The sequence below is a fragment of the Fluviicola sp. genome, from assembly GCF_030151805.1.
Classification (GTDB): domain Bacteria; phylum Bacteroidota; class Bacteroidia; order Flavobacteriales_D; family Crocinitomicaceae; genus Fluviicola.
The window spans coordinates 1-16,420 of record NZ_JASLCN010000218.1; the positions used below are offsets into that span (position 1 = coordinate 1).

General features: G+C 42.0%; 14 protein-coding genes. All 14 read left to right on the plus strand.

Annotated features, from left to right (window positions below):
• The first annotated feature begins 106 nt into the window (after window positions 1-106).
• Complete coding sequence (locus tag Q1V93_RS08265) at window positions 107-616, plus strand: hypothetical protein (RefSeq protein WP_300663658.1); 510 nt, start codon at window positions 107-109, stop codon at window positions 614-616.
• Window positions 617-684: 68 nt separating this feature from the next.
• Complete coding sequence (gene katG, locus Q1V93_RS08270; protein ID WP_300663660.1) at window positions 685-2,901, plus strand: catalase/peroxidase HPI; 2,217 nt, start codon at window positions 685-687, stop codon at window positions 2,899-2,901.
• 72 nt (window positions 2,902-2,973) lie between these two features.
• Window positions 2,974-3,405 (plus strand): DUF6157 family protein, encoded by a 432-nt coding sequence (locus Q1V93_RS08275; RefSeq protein WP_300663662.1) that lies wholly within the window; start codon window positions 2,974-2,976, stop codon window positions 3,403-3,405.
• Between the two features lie 137 nt (window positions 3,406-3,542).
• Entirely contained in the window at window positions 3,543-5,684 is a 2,142-nt protein-coding gene (locus Q1V93_RS08280; RefSeq protein WP_300663663.1) for a M91 family zinc metallopeptidase, read from the plus strand.
• Window positions 5,621-6,193 (plus strand): GNAT family N-acetyltransferase, encoded by a 573-nt coding sequence (locus Q1V93_RS08285; RefSeq protein ID WP_300663665.1) that lies wholly within the window; start codon window positions 5,621-5,623, stop codon window positions 6,191-6,193. The genes Q1V93_RS08280 and Q1V93_RS08285 overlap by 64 nt, the downstream gene beginning before the upstream one ends.
• A gap of 66 nt (window positions 6,194-6,259) precedes the next feature.
• A complete protein-coding gene (locus Q1V93_RS08290; RefSeq protein ID WP_300663667.1) occupies window positions 6,260-7,084 on the plus strand; it encodes a helix-turn-helix transcriptional regulator in 825 nt (274 codons plus the stop codon).
• A gap of 362 nt (window positions 7,085-7,446) precedes the next feature.
• Window positions 7,447-7,995, plus strand: a complete 549-nt coding sequence (locus Q1V93_RS08295) for a hypothetical protein (protein WP_300663669.1) — start codon at window positions 7,447-7,449, stop codon at window positions 7,993-7,995.
• Between the two features lie 60 nt (window positions 7,996-8,055).
• Window positions 8,056-8,859, plus strand: coding sequence for a helix-turn-helix domain-containing protein (locus Q1V93_RS08300; RefSeq protein WP_300663671.1), 804 nt, complete (start codon window positions 8,056-8,058; stop codon window positions 8,857-8,859).
• Between the two features lie 158 nt (window positions 8,860-9,017).
• On the plus strand, window positions 9,018-9,398 hold the full coding sequence (locus Q1V93_RS08305) for a VOC family protein (protein ID WP_300663683.1): 381 nt from the start codon (window positions 9,018-9,020) through the stop codon (window positions 9,396-9,398).
• Between the two features lie 287 nt (window positions 9,399-9,685).
• Window positions 9,686-10,051, plus strand: coding sequence for a hypothetical protein (locus Q1V93_RS08310; RefSeq protein WP_300663673.1), 366 nt, complete (start codon window positions 9,686-9,688; stop codon window positions 10,049-10,051).
• Window positions 10,052-10,082: 31 nt separating this feature from the next.
• Entirely contained in the window at window positions 10,083-11,210 is a 1,128-nt protein-coding gene (locus Q1V93_RS08315) for an efflux RND transporter periplasmic adaptor subunit (RefSeq protein WP_300663675.1), read from the plus strand.
• Between the two features lie 18 nt (window positions 11,211-11,228).
• Window positions 11,229-14,348 carry an efflux RND transporter permease subunit gene (locus Q1V93_RS08320; protein WP_300663677.1) on the plus strand — a complete coding sequence of 1,040 codons (3,120 nt, stop codon included), beginning with the start codon at window positions 11,229-11,231 and terminating at the stop codon, window positions 14,346-14,348.
• Entirely contained in the window at window positions 14,345-15,811 is a 1,467-nt protein-coding gene (locus Q1V93_RS08325) for an efflux transporter outer membrane subunit (protein ID WP_300663679.1), read from the plus strand. The genes Q1V93_RS08320 and Q1V93_RS08325 overlap by 4 nt, the downstream gene beginning before the upstream one ends.
• 139 nt (window positions 15,812-15,950) lie before the next feature.
• Window positions 15,951-16,319, plus strand: a complete 369-nt coding sequence (locus Q1V93_RS08330; RefSeq protein WP_300663681.1) for a hypothetical protein — start codon at window positions 15,951-15,953, stop codon at window positions 16,317-16,319.
• Window positions 16,320-16,420: the final 101 nt, after the last annotated feature.

Consider the following 16,420-nt stretch of genomic DNA (forward strand, 5'->3'; position numbering starts at 1 on the left):
GGTTCGCTTTCACAGACTCCAGTAGAAATTTACAAGCTATTGCAGGTGTACCGTGGACGTTTTGAGAGAATAAATACATAAATTGACTTTGATAAAAACACTCTGAATGAGATACAAAAACGCATTTTCAGGCTTTTTAGCCGCAGTTTTATTACAACTCGTGAGCTGCACTTCTGAAAAACAGATTGACATTGTTGAGGTTGAAAATGAAACCAGAGTAGATACGCTTTATTATCACGAAAAAATATTTTTGGATGAAAATGGATTTGCACTTCCCCGAAAAATTTTCAAGTATAAGGCCAAAACGAATGGAAACCTTCCGAAAAATGAGGTGATAATTATGACTTTAGCTTATGATGGAGAGTACAAGGAATTGGTGAAACATACAGATATTGATCTTCTCTCCAAAACGGATCAATTGAAGATTGAAAAAATAGATAATTATCACTTTAAATTGGTTATTGATAAAGACTATTCTGGAAAAATGGTTTCAATGTGGTATTATCTGACGCCAAAGAAAAACTATGTCATGAAAGTATATTTTCAGGAAGCTGTAGTGGAATATCCGAATAAGACGATAGGTTCAGCTTTCAACTTTCCTGTAGAGCAGAATTAATCATTTTTCCCTTTGTTCCGTAAATGTTTTTTGCTAACTTCCTTTCCTGAGTTAAATAATCGCATACTATGGAAAATAATTCGAACGAAAGTGGACAATGCCCGTTTCACGGGGGAACTCAAAAACACAGTCTTGGAGGCGGAGGAACCGGAAACCGGGATTGGTGGCCCAATCAGTTAAAACTGAATATTCTGCGTCAGCATTCATCCTTGTCAAACCCGATGAACGACGGTTTTGATTATGCACAAGCATTTAAAAGCTTGGATTATCAGGGATTAAAAAAGGATTTGCATGTGTTGATGACGGATTCCCAGGATTGGTGGCCGGCAGATTTCGGGCATTACGGACCATTCTTTATTCGAATGGCGTGGCACAGTGCAGGAACTTACCGAATTGGTGACGGACGTGGTGGTGCAGGTGGCGGACAACAGCGTTTTGCACCTCTGAATAGCTGGCCCGATAATGGAAATCTTGATAAAGCGCGCAGATTATTGTGGCCGATCAAACAGAAATACGGACAAAAAATATCCTGGGCGGATCTGATGGTTCTTGCCGGAAATGTTGCATTGGAATCCATGGGATTCAAAACATTTGGCTTCGCAGGAGGCCGGGAAGATGTTTGGGAACCGGAAGAAGATGTGTACTGGGGAATGGAAAAGGAATGGCTCGCAACGAGCGACAAACCGTTCAGCCGTTATTCCGGAAACCGCAACCTGGAAAATCCGCTGGCAGCCGTTCAGATGGGATTGATCTATGTGAATCCGGAAGGACCGGATGGGAACCCGGATCCGATTGCGGCAGCAAAAGATATTCGTGAAACCTTTGCCCGCATGGCAATGGATGATGAAGAAACGGTGGCTTTGATTGCGGGTGGACATACTTTTGGGAAGACTCACGGAGCTGGTGATGCTGCTTTAGTTGGACCGGAACCGGAAGCAGAAAGCATCGAAAAACAAGGTTTGGGCTGGTTTAGCAAACACGGCTCAGGAAAAGCCGGAGATGCCATTACCAGTGGTTTGGAAGTGATCTGGACACAAGCACCCACTCAGTGGACGAATTTGTTCTTCGACAATTTATTCGGACACGAATGGGAATTGAGTAAAAGTCCGGCTGGTGCGCATCAATGGATCGCAAAAACTTCCAACAAGAATATTCCGGATGCATTTGATGCTTCGAAAAAACATACTCCAAAGATGTTGACTACAGATCTTTCCTTGCGTTTTGATCCGGTATATGCAAAGATTTCCAAACATTTTCATGAAAATCCGGATCAGTTTGCCGATGCGTTTGCACGTGCCTGGTACAAATTGACTCACAGAGATATGGGGCCGATTGCCCGTTATTTAGGTCCTGAAGTTCCGGCAGAAGAATTGATCTGGCAAGATCCTATTCCGGCAGCGAATCATCCGTTGATTGATGGAAACGATATTTCGAATCTGAAAGCAAAAATTCTGGCTTCCGGGCTTTCTGTTTCTGAATTGGTAAGCACGGCGTGGGCTTCAGCATCTACATTCCGCGGTTCGGATAAGCGTGGCGGAGCAAACGGAGCACGGATTCGTTTGGCACCTCAGAGATTCTGGGCGGTGAATAATCCGGCACAGCTTTCAAAAGTGCTTGATGCATTGGAAAAGATTCGTCAGGAATTCAATGCTGCGGGTGGGAAACGTATTTCCTTAGCGGATTTGATCGTGCTGGCAGGTTGTGCAGGAGTAGAAAAAGCCGCACAGAATGCAGGAAAAAATGTTACGGTTCCTTTTAAACCCGGTCGAATGGATGCTTCCGAAGAACAAACGGATGTGGAATCATTCGCTGTCCTGGAACCAATAGCGGATGGCTTTAGAAACTACCTGAAAACCAAATACAGTGTTTCAACGGAAGAATTATTGATTGACAAAGCTCAGTTGTTAACACTCACAGCTCCGGAAATGACCGTTTTGGTAGGAGGAATGCGTGCGTTGAACGCCAATTTTGACGGATCAAAACACGGAGTGTTGACGAATCGACCTGAAACGTTGACGAATGATTTCTTCGTGAATTTGTTAGATATGAGCACGGTTTGGACGGCAAAAGATGAGCACCAGGAGCTGTTTGACGGACATGGTCGAAACGGAGGTGCTTTGAAATGGACGGCAACCCGTGCAGATTTAATTTTCGGATCAAATTCAGAACTAAGAGCAATTGCCGAAGTTTACGGAAGCGCCGATGCACAGGATAAATTCGTGAATGACTTCGTTGCAGCATGGAATAAAGTCATGAACCTGGATCGTTTCGATTTAGCCGATTAAAACAAAAAAAGTATAGAATGCCATAGAAATGCGGGGAGAGATCTCCGCATTTTGTTTAAATTTCAATTTCAAATGATTCAAGGAGAAATGAAAACGCATACGACGAACTATCAGAATACGTTTATTGAAGTGGCGGAAGATACGAAAGTAAACAGTGCAATTGTTCCTTCTTCAAAAGGAGATAAGAAAACGATTGCCGGGTTGCAGTACGAATTACTTTCTAAAAATCCTTACAAATATACTTCCGACGACGTTCTTTTCATGGTATTCGCAGACAGGAATGACTTGACGGAATCTGAACACGAAGAAGCGCGGAAACAATTTTTTTCGAAAGGTCAGGCTTGCTTCAGAGCTTCTCCATTGACAAAAACATACGGTTTTGGAGTTCACAATGATGCAAACGGAAAAATGGCACTTTATGGTTTGGAGACGGATGAATATCAGCAGTTTCTGAATAATCCGGATATTCAAAAAGTAAAAGCCATGCGGACTTCCCGGAAATGAAGAAATAATTGAACCGGTATTTGATCTCAAGAAGAAAAAACACTAGTTTAGACCAGGTTAAATAAGGGCACTATTCACAACTACTTTGAAACTCTTGCGGATGGTGAAGAAAGTTTTCGAAAACAAAACAGAAGCGCATGATGATCCGCACCACACAAAAAAGAGTAAACAAGACTTCGTCTACTTTAGCAGATGTTCCCAAAAGAAAAGCATCCGGAAAATCAGATTCGAAATTTGCAGACAATCGCCCGGAATCACTTACGCAAAGAAAGCTGCAGGAATCCATTCAAAGTACTTCCCAACTCTTTCAAACTGGCGGAGAATTACTTCGTTCAGCGGATCAAAAAAATGCTGAGCGAACAGTAACAGCAGAAAACAACGATCAGCCGATTCAATGCGTACTGCGTTCAAGAGGTGTTTTTGAAAATGGTTTGACTCCGGAACAAGCCCAGCAACAGCAGTTAGGAATTATTGCCGGAAACCTGGGAAATTATCACCAGATTGATCCGGGTGCAGATTTGGATTTTCAATTGAGACTCGGAGCTTTGAAAGCGCTTTTATCGAGTATTCATGAATGGTTTGATCAGTTTAAAACCGGAGACATGAATGCTGTTACAAACACAATCTATTTAAAAACAGTATATGCCGAAGCAGAACAGGAACACCGTGATTTAATTGCTCAAATTTCTCAAACGCAGCATTTGCCTGTAAATACGCAGGGAATGCAAAACTCGGAAGTGGTAAAAATCACCCGAATCTGGACCGACTTACTGGCTGGTTCAGGAAATCTTGAAATCCGTGAAACTGCTCAGGGCTTCCGCAACCGGATGCTGGCTGCGTTTGCACGCTTACTGGAAGGGCAATTCGGGAGAAATATGCTGGAAGATCTGAATACGGATCGCGGTGGCGGCGAACAGAAAATCATTGTCGGAGATCATTTCGGGAATGAAATGGGGGATAAAGAACGGCCGGAATCAGAAGCAATTCCAATATCATCTACGGATCCGTTGCGTGAGAATAATCATAAAATGAATGGTTCCAGCGGAGATGATGCGCGACAGGATTTACCAGGGTATGACGAGGTTGGTGACCATTTCGACCCCGAGGATTTTCATGATTTTTTGATTGGGAATGATCAATCTAACTTGCTGAAATGGGGAAATGAAGCGCGTAAAAAAGGAACCGGAACGGGGAGTTATGTGCGAATCGCCCAGGACGGTGGCGGATACAATATCGGAGAAAATGATTCCCAGGTTATTATGCCTGAGTTCGTAACACTCGGACATGAATTGGGGCACGCACAACGGCTGCTCAGAGGAGCTCCGCTGCATGGAGAACAAATAACGGATATGGGCGTAACGGATGAAGCCGATAAATTGTTGTGGAATAATCCGGAAGAGTATGTGAATATCAACGCTGTGGAAAACAGAATCCGTGATGAACACAGTTTGTCGAAACGGAAATATCATGTCGGAGATATGAATTCATTGCGTTTTGAACGAAACAGGGCTCAGTTTACAACGCAATATACAGATTGGCTCCTTACGTTGAGCTCTTATCAGAAAACCATGTTGGGTTTCCATCCGGTTGGGCAAATCGTGAGAGATTATCAGTCGGTGAAACCAAATTGGGCAGATCTGGCTGTTCTTCAACTAGCCAATAACCAATTGCTGACATTGCAACAGGATGTGATGTCTCAAACGGATATGTGGACACACGCAGCATTGTATTTGCAGCAAAACCCGAATCAGGTTGCAATGACGCGGGTGAATATGAGATACATTTTACCGTACATCTCAAATGATGTTTTAAATCTCGTTCCTGTTGGAGTAGCAAATGAATTTGTGAGATATTATGTTCAGAATGAGAACAATCAATACAGGAACAGAATCATTGCCTGGATTGAAATAAATAACAATTATGAGCCTCTGATTTTCGCAATAAATCAGGGAATTGCTGAACGGTTTTTAGATGAAAACGTGTTGGAGGAATTTTATTTGCAGGACAATCGCTCAGTGAATTACCTTTCTCAACTACTGACCGTATGCAGAAATGCAGGAGAATGGGAACTTGTCCGGGTACTGATGAAACGGGGAAAAGCGATGCAGATCCGATTCTTTGAACTTGGCTTGACACACACGGAATTCGAACGTTTTGTTGACCCGAATCTGGATATCAATGTCGAAATCGAGTACGATACGACCAATCCGAAAGCATGGTTTTTCAAAAATACGCATCACATTTACGTGCGAAAGAATATGAAGGCGAAAAAGGATTAATTCAATCTTCCGAAGGAAAAAAACGGGTAGTTTTGCCGGAAACAAAAATTCCTGTAATGATTGATCCTGTAAAGAAAACGGAATACGATGAATTGACTTCGGTTTGGGAATCTTCCGTGAAAGCAACGCATCATTTTTTGAGTGAAGCAGATTTTGAGTTTTACAAAAAGCTGGTTCCTGCATTTTTCGACCACGTAACGTTATATTGCATCAAAAACGAACAGCAACAAATCATTGCATTTGCCGGTACAAATGAAGGGAATCTGGAAATGCTCTTTGTTGCAGCCGATCAGCGGGGAAAAGGAAGCGGAAAGGAACTCTTACTGCATGTTCTGGAGCATTCCGGGGTTACCAAAGTGGATGTGAATGCACAAAACGAACAGGCGGTGAAATTCTACGAATACTTTGGCTTCGAAACAAAAAGCACTTCAGAATTGGATGGTTTTGGAAAACCGTATCCGATCCTGCATATGGAGTTGAAAAAGAACCCATTGATTGAAAAGGAATAAGAATAGCCAACCAAAACCCTATATTCGGCGTTTAGTAAACAACCTGTTATTTTAGTTTCATCGTTCATGAGTATTGTCTCTTTTCCGCACCCCAATAAATTATTGGTCATAGAACCTTTGGACTATCCGAATACGTATGATTTTCACAGTCCGCACCGCCATGATTATTTTGAGATTATCCTGGTGAAAGAAGGGCACGGACATCAATTCATTGATTTTACCAAAACGGAACTGGAAGCAGAAGATATTTACGTTGTTTATCCGGGACAAATTCATTTACTGAACCGAAATTCGGCACAAGGTCTACTGATTCAGTTTCATAAGAACATCTTTGATTTTATTTTTCCGGTCAAACATCACAACCTTTATTTCCAGCATTCGAAAATCCGCTTATCGTCGGAAGCATTCGAACATATTTATTCTTTGACTGAGATCATTTCGAATCTTTGCCAGGTGAAAGATTTGAGTGTTTTGTCGATTCACAAAGCATACAGCTACCTGGAAATCATCCTGATTACGCTGATCGAACACAGCAATCAAACTTTTGAAATGGACGACAGCAATTTTGTAAGTAAGTTTCTGTCTCTGATCGGTGAACACACGAAAGAAAAGAGGAAAGTTTCGGATTATGCAGAAATGATGAGTTACAGTACCGATAAGCTGACAACGTTATGTAAAAAATGCCTGGGAAAAGCGCCTTTGAAACTCATTCACGAAGAATTAATGATCGAGATTCGCCGGATGATGGTGGTCAGTAATCTTTCTTTAAAAGAAATTTCCTTTGAACTGAATTTTGACAGCACGGCAAATTTCAGCGCGTTTATCAAAAATGCAACCGGGCTTACTCCGAAAGAATTGCAGGAATCGTTGATGGTCAATTATCAATCCTGAAACCGGAACTCTTCGCGTCTTAAATTCACAACTCTTTCCGGTTTTTTCATAACAGCATTGAAGTCAGTTGCTTGTAGCTTTGTCTCATTCACTTCTTATTACAGATCAAAGAATTTGAAGATTCTATGCGGGCAATTGAGAATTGGAAAGAAGTAAGTATAAAGTAATAGTTTAGTTTGATGTTCGCCGCAAGGTGAAAAATGGTTAGGTGTTTAGGTGAAAAGGATGCAGGTGAAAATCTGTGTCCTTTTTAGTGTTGCATGAATACACTGCAGAAGTTATAAATCCTTAACATCGAAAATGTGTTTTCTTTGTGGAGAGCCCTTATTTTTGACACATCTGACACCTGAATAAATCAAAAAATGAACAGAATTTCGTCCCGGATAAATGATCATAAACACGTTGGTTTGCTGACCGTTTTGGCCTTGTTTTTATCCCTGAATTTGTATAGTCAACAGAAATTGATTCTTCAAAATCAACAGAGAAGCAGAAGAACAAAGGTGTTGAAGCAAACTGATTATTTTAGAATTTCAACGAGGGATGGTAAAAGCTCATATGCCCGAATCGACGGATTTAACGATAGTGTTTTAATACTTCAAACCAAAGTGATTAGCGGTAATTCCGTAATAGATACAAGTTTCAGTGTCCGGATAGATCAGATTACGACTATTAAGCACCATAAAAGATGGGAAAACGGTTCGTTGATGCTGCCCGCAACATTGGCCACATTGGGAGGTTTGGCGGCTGTAATCTCCATTCCTGTGGAAGCAGCGAAAGGAAATACCGAATCGGTAAGAACGGGATTGATTTTCTTCGGAGGATTGGAAGCTGTTTGTCTTTCCATTCTTTACTTCGGAACCCGGGAACCTGAATATGATCTGGTCAATAAATGGTCTTTGAGAATAGAATAAAGGGATTTCCATTGGTGATTCTTTGTGAAAACCACTGAATGTTCTATTTTGGCGAAATCTATGGATATCCGAAAATTCTATACTCCGATTCAGCCAACGGTCAGACGTTCGTCCGAACAGGTTCTGTATACGGAGTTTTTACCTCATTTTCAATTACAGGATTCCATTTATTGTTACTGGGAATTAAAAACGAGTCATACTTTATCAGAACCATTCAATTACCGGGTAGTAGCCGACGGCTGCATTGATATCTTCTTCGAACTCAATAATCCGGAAGACAGTTATGTGATGGGGTTTTGTAAGAAGTTCACTGAATTTCCGCTGGAAAATACGTTCCATTATATCGGAATTCGATTTTTACCGACCATGTTTCCACAATTGTTCCGGGTAAATGCCAGTGAATTGAGTAATCGTTTTGAAAAGCTGGATTTGGTTGTACCGCTTGTGGCAGATTATATTCGAAATCGTTTGAACAAGGAACAAACAACGGAAGAGATCCGGCACATGTTAGATCATTGCTTTTTGAAGATTCACACAACCGGAAATCTTGATCACGACAAGCGACTGTATGATGCGCTTTACCTGATCTTAAAAAAGAACGGAGTCGTTGACATTCAAAGTGATTTACAAACCGGAATCAGTTCCAGGCAGTTGCGTCGCTTGTTTGAATTTTATGTCGGTGATACGGCAAAAACCTTCAGCCAGGTCGTTCGGTTTCAAAATATCCTGAAAGCCAAACCTTCATCCGAAAGTCTGAAACAGAATAAGTTGTTTTTCGACAGTGGCTATTACGATCAGTCGCATTTCATCAAAGAGTTCCGGAATTTTTACGGAGTCACACCAGGCAAAGCCTTCGGAAGATAAATTTGTCCGTTTTTTCCTATGTTTCGTTTTCAATATGTCGGATGTTTGCAGTCTAAAACATTCAGATGAAAAAGAAATTCATGACAGTATTGGCAGGATTGTTTTTAAGCATCCATGTATTTTCGCAAACAGGATTAACCGATAAAAATCAACAGAAGATGAAATTAAACGCAGGAGTTGTAACCGACAAATTTGTAGAAACAAAAGTTTTTTACACGACTATCTTAGGCTTTGGAGTGACTTTTGAAAATGAGTTTTACCTCTTATTACACACTCCGGATAAAAGTGCCGAAATCAGTTTTCTGCTCCCGGATCATCCGAGTCAGCAAAGCTTGTTTCATAAACCGTTTTCAGGAGCAGGAATGTACCTGACAATAGAAGTAGAAGATGTAGATGCATGGTATGAGCGAATGAAACAAAAAGGTATTGAAATCAAAATCGAACTTCGGGATGAGCCTTGGGGAGATCGTCATTTTGCCATTCAGGACCCGAACGGAATCGGAATTGATATGGTGGAATATGCTCCGCAGGAAAAGTAGAAAAACTTCTGAAAATCCTTTGCGGTCTTTGCTCCTTTGCATTTATTCAATCAGTTTTATTTTTGAGGTTTTGTGCGGTGTTTTTTTTAGTTATGCTGATTAACACAAATTTTAAACACATATTCTTTGCTTGGTTTGTGTGAAAAAAACCAACCTCGTTACCTTCGTTAAGGGTTGATTTTACTGGGCAAATAGACACATGTCTATTTGTGTTTTTTTAAGAGAATCTGCCGCTGTTTCACGGATTTATCTCCCTTCTTTTCCGTTTTTTGAGTAACTTTGCAACCATGAAGAACAAAGGACATTTGATATTTCTTTCAAAGGTACTTTCCCGTCTGGCGATTGTTCTTCTGTTGGGCACATATCTGTTCAATAACATGCAATTAGATAAGTCGTTCATCTCACACACTGACAAGATCCAGAAAAACGCAACTTTTTTTGACGAATCGTCAGAAGCAGATTGCAACACTCCGTTTGAACTGGAGTTTATCCGTGATTCCATTATTCAGCCGCTTTGTTTTGATTTTTCATCCTACTTCTTTTTAGAAGAGCAAAAACGTGAATTTTCAGGGCTCCAGGCATTCACCCCGATCTATTTGGAAATTCTGATTCCGCCACCGCGGTTGAACAGTTCGTTTACAACTGTTTCATAAATAAAATTAGAATTACTTAATATTTCACAACATGAATTATCGTGGTGTATTCCTCTATGGAGTACTGATTCTGCTTGCATTATCTTCGTGTGCAGATCAAAAAGAAAATCAACAGGTGTCGGAAATTTATCCCGTAACATCTCCCGTTCACATTGATACAAATACCTTCATCGAATACGTAGCGGATATTGCTGCCGTAAAAAACATTGAAATCCGTGCAAAAGCTGCCGGATACCTTGAAAAAGTTCACGTGGACGAAGGTGCTTATGTGAAAGAAGGACAACTGCTGTTTAGCATTAACAACCGGGAATACAGCGAAGCTTTGGCAAAAGACAGAGCCTTGTTGAAAATTGCCCGCGCAGAAGCAAAAAATGCCGAACTGGAATTGGAAAACACGAAAATGTTGTTGGACAAAAACGTGATTTCCAGGATCGAATACGAGTTTGCAAAGAATAAATTGCAGATTGCGAAAGCCAAAGTGGAAGAAATGCTGGCAGAAGAAGCTCACGGGAAACAAATGCTTTCCTATGCAGAGATCAGAGCACCATTCAACGGAACGATTTCAAGATTGCCACACAAAATCGGTTCTTTGGTCGAAGAAGGAACACTTCTGACAGACTTATCTCAAAACGATGAAATCTTTGCGTATTTCAATGTGTCAGAGAAAGAATACCTGGAATTTATGCTGAAAATTGCCCGCGGAAATGAGTTGGGTAGAAAAGTTCAGTTGGTCATGGCCAATGGAAAAATGCACCAAAGCGAAGGAATGATTGAAACGATGGACGGTCAGATCGACCAGGAAACAGGAAACCTGTCAATCCGCGCACGATTCAGCAACAACGGAAAAATCCTGAAGCACGGGGCAAGTGGAAAAGTCCGGATGCAGCAGGAATTTGATCATGCATTGATCATTCCGCAGAAAGCCACTTTCGAAATCCAGGACAAAGTCTATGTGTATGTGGTTGGAAAAAACGGAAAAGTGAAAACGCGTGCGGTTGAAATCAAGGCCCGGATTCCTCATTTCTACATCATTTCGAATGGAGTTACGAAGAAAGACGTGATTTTGTATGAAGGAATTCAATCGGTGAGTGATGGTATGAAGATCAAACCGAAAACGATTCCTTTAAAACGCATCATTCAGGAAGTTTCCGCAGAATAATCCCTTAAAAAATTTACGATGATTCAAAAAATGATTGAAAGACCGGTGCTCTCACTGGTCATCTCTATTTTCATTGTGTTGTTGGGATTGCTGGCAATGACCTCGCTTCCCGTCACACAATACCCGGATATTGCGCCACCCGCAGTTTCGGTAACAACGCGGTATACCGGTGCAAATGCGGAAGTATGTTCGAAAGCAGTTGTAACTCCGCTGGAAAGAGCCATTAACGGTGTTCCCGGAATGACTTACATGAGTTCCGTATCAGGAAATGACGGAACAAGTATTATTCAAATCTACTTCGAAGTAGGAACCGACCCCGATTTGGCAGCTGTAAATGTGCAAAACAGGGTGGCTACCGTTTTGGACGAATTACCTGAAGAAGTCATTAAAGCCGGAGTATCTACTGAAAAGGAAATCAACAGTATGTTGATGTACATTAACCTCAAAAGCAGTGATGCATCGGTCGACGAAAAATTCATTTACAACTTTTCGGATATCAACGTGCTTCCCGAACTCCGAAGAATTGACGGAGTGGGTTATGCCGACATCATGGGAAACCGGGAATACGCCATGCGAATCTGGTTGAAGCCGCAACGTCTGGATGCATACGAACTTTCCGCCCAGGATGTGGTGACGGCTTTACGCAAGCAAAACCTGGAAGCAGCTCCCGGAAAAATCGGGGAAAGCTCGGGGCGTAAATCGCAGTCCATGCAATATGTATTGCGCTATACCGGGAAACTGACGGAAAAAGAACAATATGGTAACATTGTTATCAAAGTGTCCGAAACGGGTGAAATGGTGCGTTTGAAAGACATTGCTGAAGTGGAATTCGGATCGGTTGATTATGACGTAATTTCCAAAGAAAACGGAAGTCCTTCCGCTGCAATCGTATTGAAACAAAGACCGGGTTCGAATGCGAGTAATGTCATCGAACAGGTGAAAACGCGTTTGGAAGAAATGAAACAGAAATCTTTTCCTCCGGGAATGGATTATACAATCAGTTATGACGTTTCCCGCTTCCTGGATGCATCAATCAGTGAAGTGATCAAAACCCTGATCGAAGCCTTCATTTTGGTAGCATTGGTGGTTTTCCTGTTTTTGCAGGATTGGAAATCAACACTGATCCCCATTTTTGCCGTTCCCGTTTCCCTGATCGGGACCTTTGCATTCATGCAGTTATTCGGTTTCTCCATCAACTTATTGACCTTATTCGCATTGGTTTTGTCCATCGGAATTGTGGTCGATAACGCGATTGTGGTGGTAGAAGCCGTTCATGCCAAGATGCACGACGAACACATGGATGCCAAAACCGCAACCATCGAATCAATGAAAGAAATTACCGGAGCCATTCTGGCAATTACATTGGTGATGTCGGCGGTGTTTATTCCGGTTGCCTTTTTATCTGGTCCGGTAGGCGTTTTCTACCGCCAGTTTTCCGTCACGATGGCGATTTCCATTGTCATATCGGGAATTAACGCCTTAACATTAACACCTGCGCTTTGTGCTTTGATGCTCAAACCCGTCGATCCGAATGCAAAGAAAACACTGATTCAGCGCTTCTTTGATTCTTTCAACAGGGGATACGATAAAATTTCAGACAAGTATAAACGCCTGCTGGAAATGATCGTCAATCGAAGAACGGTTACGGTAGCACTTCTGTTATTGTTTATTGCAGGAACCTGGGGAATCGGAAAAGTACTTCCAACCGGGTTTATTCCGACGGAAGACCAGGGAACAGTTTATGTCAATGTAACAACTCCCGTTGGTTCTACATTGGAAAGAACGGAAGCAGTCATGGATGAAATCGACGAAATTGCACAAACCTTATCGGAAGTCGAATCTATTTCAAGTCTTTCCGGCTACAGTATGATGACGGAAGGTGTCGGAGCTTCATTCGGAATGGGAACCATCAACCTGAAACCGTGGCATGAGCGCGATAAAAATGCCAATGAACTGATTGACGAATTCATTGCCAAAACGAGTCATATCCGGGATGCGGAAATACAATTTTTCCCTCCGCCTGCAGTTCCGGGGTTCGGTAATGCCAACGGATTTGAGGTGCGTGTTCTGGATAAAACCGGGAAAGGAAACCTGCAGGAAACAGCGAAAATCACGGACAACTTCATCAGCGAATTGAAGAAAAGACCGGAAATCAAAGATGCTTTTTCCAGCTTCGACCCGAGTTTCCCGCAGTATCTGATTCACATTGATCAGGATGTTGCTGCGAGAAAATTAATCACTGCCGAAGATGCCTTGTTCAATTTGCAAGCCCTGATCGGAAGTTATTACGCGACGAATTTTATCCGTTACGGACAAATGTATAAAGTGATGGTGCAGGCCGATCCGAAATACCGCGCACAACCGGAAGATATTTTGCATCTCCGGATTAAAAACAATGCAGGAGAAATGGTTCCGTACAGTGCATTTGCACGAATTGAGCGTGTTTACGGACCGGAGCAATTGACCCGTTACAACATGTACATTTCTGCCATGGTGAACGGAGAAGCTGCGGCCGGTTTCAGTAGTGGGGAAGCGATTCAAGCCATTGAAGAAACTGCTGCGAAACACTTACCGAGGGGTTACGATTACGAATGGTCCGGAATGACGCGGGAAGAAGTACTTTCCGGAAACCAGATTTTCTACATTTTCGCTATTTGTTTACTCTTCGTGTATTTGCTATTGGCTGCACAATACGAAAGTTTCCTGCTTCCGCTTCCGGTATTGTTGTTCCTTCCGATCGGAATTTTCGGGTCGATGTTCTTCCTGCAAATCTTTGGCCTGGATAACAACATTTACGCACAGGTTGCCATGATTATGCTCATCGGCTTGCTTGGTAAAAACGCCATTCTGATTATTGAATTCGCGATTCTGAAACAATCCGAAGGAAGAACGGTGGTTCAGGCGGCGATTGATGGAGCTGTTGCCCGTTTACGCCCGATTTTAATGACTTCTTTCGCATTTACAGCCGGAATGATTCCGTTGATGATGGCTTCCGGAGCCGGAGAAATCGGAAACAGCACGATTGGTTCTGCTGCTGCGGGAGGAATGTTGTTCGGAACAATTTTCGGAGTCATCGTGATTCCTGGATTGTACGTCATTTTCGCATCCCTGTCTTCCAAATCAAAAACAAAAAAATGAAACAATTCAAAAGAATAAAACAAGGAACGCTGTTGTTGGTTTTGGTCATTCTGTCTGCTTGTAAAGTGCAGCATGAAGCGTTGAAAACCGATATGGTGATTCCTCAGAAATATGAGAGTCAAACAACGCTCATCGCGATAGATTCAATCAAAAAGACCGCGGAAGCTCCGCTGAAATGGCAGGCATTTTTTACCGATCCGATCCTGGTTCAACTGATTGATTCCGCTTTGGTGAACAATCAGGATTTGCAGATTGCACTTCAGAAAGTGCAGCAAACACGGGCCGGAGTTCAATATACGAAAGGAATCCGTTTGCCTGAACTGGGATTGAACCTGGGCGCCGGAGTTCGCCGTTTTGGCGATTATACCATTGACGGAGTGGGGAACTACGATACACAGTTTTCAACCAATCTGAACAACAAACAAAAACTTCCCAATCCGGTTCCCGATTTTTATGCCGGAGTTTATACGACCTGGGAAATTGATATCTGGGGAAAATTGAAAGCAAAGAAAAAAGCGGCCTTGAATCGGTTTTTAGCAGAAGAACAGGGGAAAAACCTGGTAATCACAAACCTGATTTCGGATATCGCCCAGCGGTATTATCATTTGATGCTCCTGGACCGGAAACGGGCAATTATTGAAGAAAATATCCTGTTGCAGCAAAATGCATTGGAAGTAATTGGTTTACATAAAGACATCGGGAAATCGAATCAATTGGCAATTGAACTGATTTCTGCAGAACTGCTTGAAGCAAAAGCATTGGTAATGGAAGTCGACCAGGTCATTATTGAAGAAGAAAACACGCTGAATTTCCTGCTGGGACGTTATCCGCAACCGATTGTCCGGTCAGATTTCGAAACGAACCCGGAGTTGACACAAGCCGTAAAAAGCGGAATTCCTTCGGATATGTTGGAAAATCGACCGGACATTTTGGCTTCAGCTTACCAGTTAAGAGCACAGAATGCAGATGTGAAAGCAGCGAAAACAGCCTTTTATCCGGCTTTGACCTTGAATGCAAATTTGGGTTATCAATCGTTTCGCGCCGCATTTTTGTTTGAATCTCCCGCTTCAATTGCTTACAATGTCGTTGGAGGCCTGGTAACGCCTTTATTGAATCGAAGAGCTTTGAAAGCAGATTTGATGGCGAGTAAGGCATCACAGCAAGCCGCATATCTGAATTACGAGAAAACGATTCTGCAAGCTTTTACGGAAGTGTATCAGTTGTTGAAACTCGATGATAATTTCCGGAATCGAAAAGACGTGAAGCAGGAGCAGGTGAGTTTGTTGAAGCAATCGGTGGAAACCTCCCGGATTTTGTTTACATCCGGAAGAGCCGGTTACCTGGAAATCATTACGTCGCAGGAAAATTACCTGCAGTCACAAGTAGAACTTCTGGAGCTTCACCGACTGAAAAACCAGAACAATGTGTTGCTTTACAAAGCGCTTGGAGGAGGCTGGAAATAAGAATTAGATTGTTAATTGAGAAGGTTCAAAGAGTTCAAAAGTTCAGAAACGTACAATTGAACCTTTGAACTTTTCCATCTTTAGACAATTATTTTTTGTCGTAATCCGGTATCTTTGAAGAACACTCAATGTAGTCATCATGAAATCACTTCCATTTTTTTTCGCCCTTTTGTTAGCTCTTGCGACAATTCTGTTTGTAAACACTTCCTGTAAAAAGAAAAAGCCGGAGCATTGGAAAACAATGAAAGAACTCTATAAAACCTATAAAAACGGAGAGATTTCCGAATGCAAGTACAAGGGAGAAACCGTTTTTACTGCAGGACTGAATGCTTATGATGCGGGAACGGTTGTGTATGACAAAAACGGAAAGAAAATAGGAAACTGCAGTTACGGTTGGGGATCAGTTGATGCCATTTGCAACGAACTGAAAAATTGCGAAGTCATTTACCGGGTCGATAAGAACATTTGGGGACAAGCAGCTGTCGATAAATACGATTTAGGGAAGTAGATCCGAAAGAAACAGAATCACAGGTCGATAGTATGTCTTGGAGACGAATCACAGAACTATTTTTAATGATATTAAGTATCATACTTTTGATATCTGTTTTT

What these genes read in the sequence shown, in the direction of transcription:
- katG (WP_300663660.1), top strand. Translation starts at nt 685, where the DNA reads ATGGAAAATAATTCGAACGAAAGTGGACAATGCCCGTTTCACGGGGGA.
- Q1V93_RS08325 (WP_300663679.1), top strand. Translation starts at nt 14,345, where the DNA reads ATGAAACAATTCAAAAGAATAAAACAAGGAACGCTGTTGTTGGTTTTG.
- Q1V93_RS08330 (WP_300663681.1), top strand. Translation starts at nt 15,951, where the DNA reads ATGAAATCACTTCCATTTTTTTTCGCCCTTTTGTTAGCTCTTGCGACA.
- Q1V93_RS08320 (WP_300663677.1), top strand. Translation starts at nt 11,229, where the DNA reads ATGATTCAAAAAATGATTGAAAGACCGGTGCTCTCACTGGTCATCTCT.
- Q1V93_RS08275 (WP_300663662.1), top strand. Translation starts at nt 2,974, where the DNA reads ATGATTCAAGGAGAAATGAAAACGCATACGACGAACTATCAGAATACG.
- Q1V93_RS08300 (WP_300663671.1), top strand. Translation starts at nt 8,056, where the DNA reads ATGGATATCCGAAAATTCTATACTCCGATTCAGCCAACGGTCAGACGT.
- Q1V93_RS08310 (WP_300663673.1), top strand. Translation starts at nt 9,686, where the DNA reads ATGAAGAACAAAGGACATTTGATATTTCTTTCAAAGGTACTTTCCCGT.
- Q1V93_RS08315 (WP_300663675.1), top strand. Translation starts at nt 10,083, where the DNA reads ATGAATTATCGTGGTGTATTCCTCTATGGAGTACTGATTCTGCTTGCA.
- Q1V93_RS08265 (WP_300663658.1), top strand. Translation starts at nt 107, where the DNA reads ATGAGATACAAAAACGCATTTTCAGGCTTTTTAGCCGCAGTTTTATTA.
- Q1V93_RS08280 (WP_300663663.1), top strand. Translation starts at nt 3,543, where the DNA reads ATGATGATCCGCACCACACAAAAAAGAGTAAACAAGACTTCGTCTACT.
- Q1V93_RS08290 (WP_300663667.1), top strand. Translation starts at nt 6,260, where the DNA reads ATGAGTATTGTCTCTTTTCCGCACCCCAATAAATTATTGGTCATAGAA.
- Q1V93_RS08305 (WP_300663683.1), top strand. Translation starts at nt 9,018, where the DNA reads ATGAAATTAAACGCAGGAGTTGTAACCGACAAATTTGTAGAAACAAAA.
- Q1V93_RS08295 (WP_300663669.1), top strand. Translation starts at nt 7,447, where the DNA reads ATGAACAGAATTTCGTCCCGGATAAATGATCATAAACACGTTGGTTTG.
- Q1V93_RS08285 (WP_300663665.1), top strand. Translation starts at nt 5,621, where the DNA reads ATGGTTTTTCAAAAATACGCATCACATTTACGTGCGAAAGAATATGAA.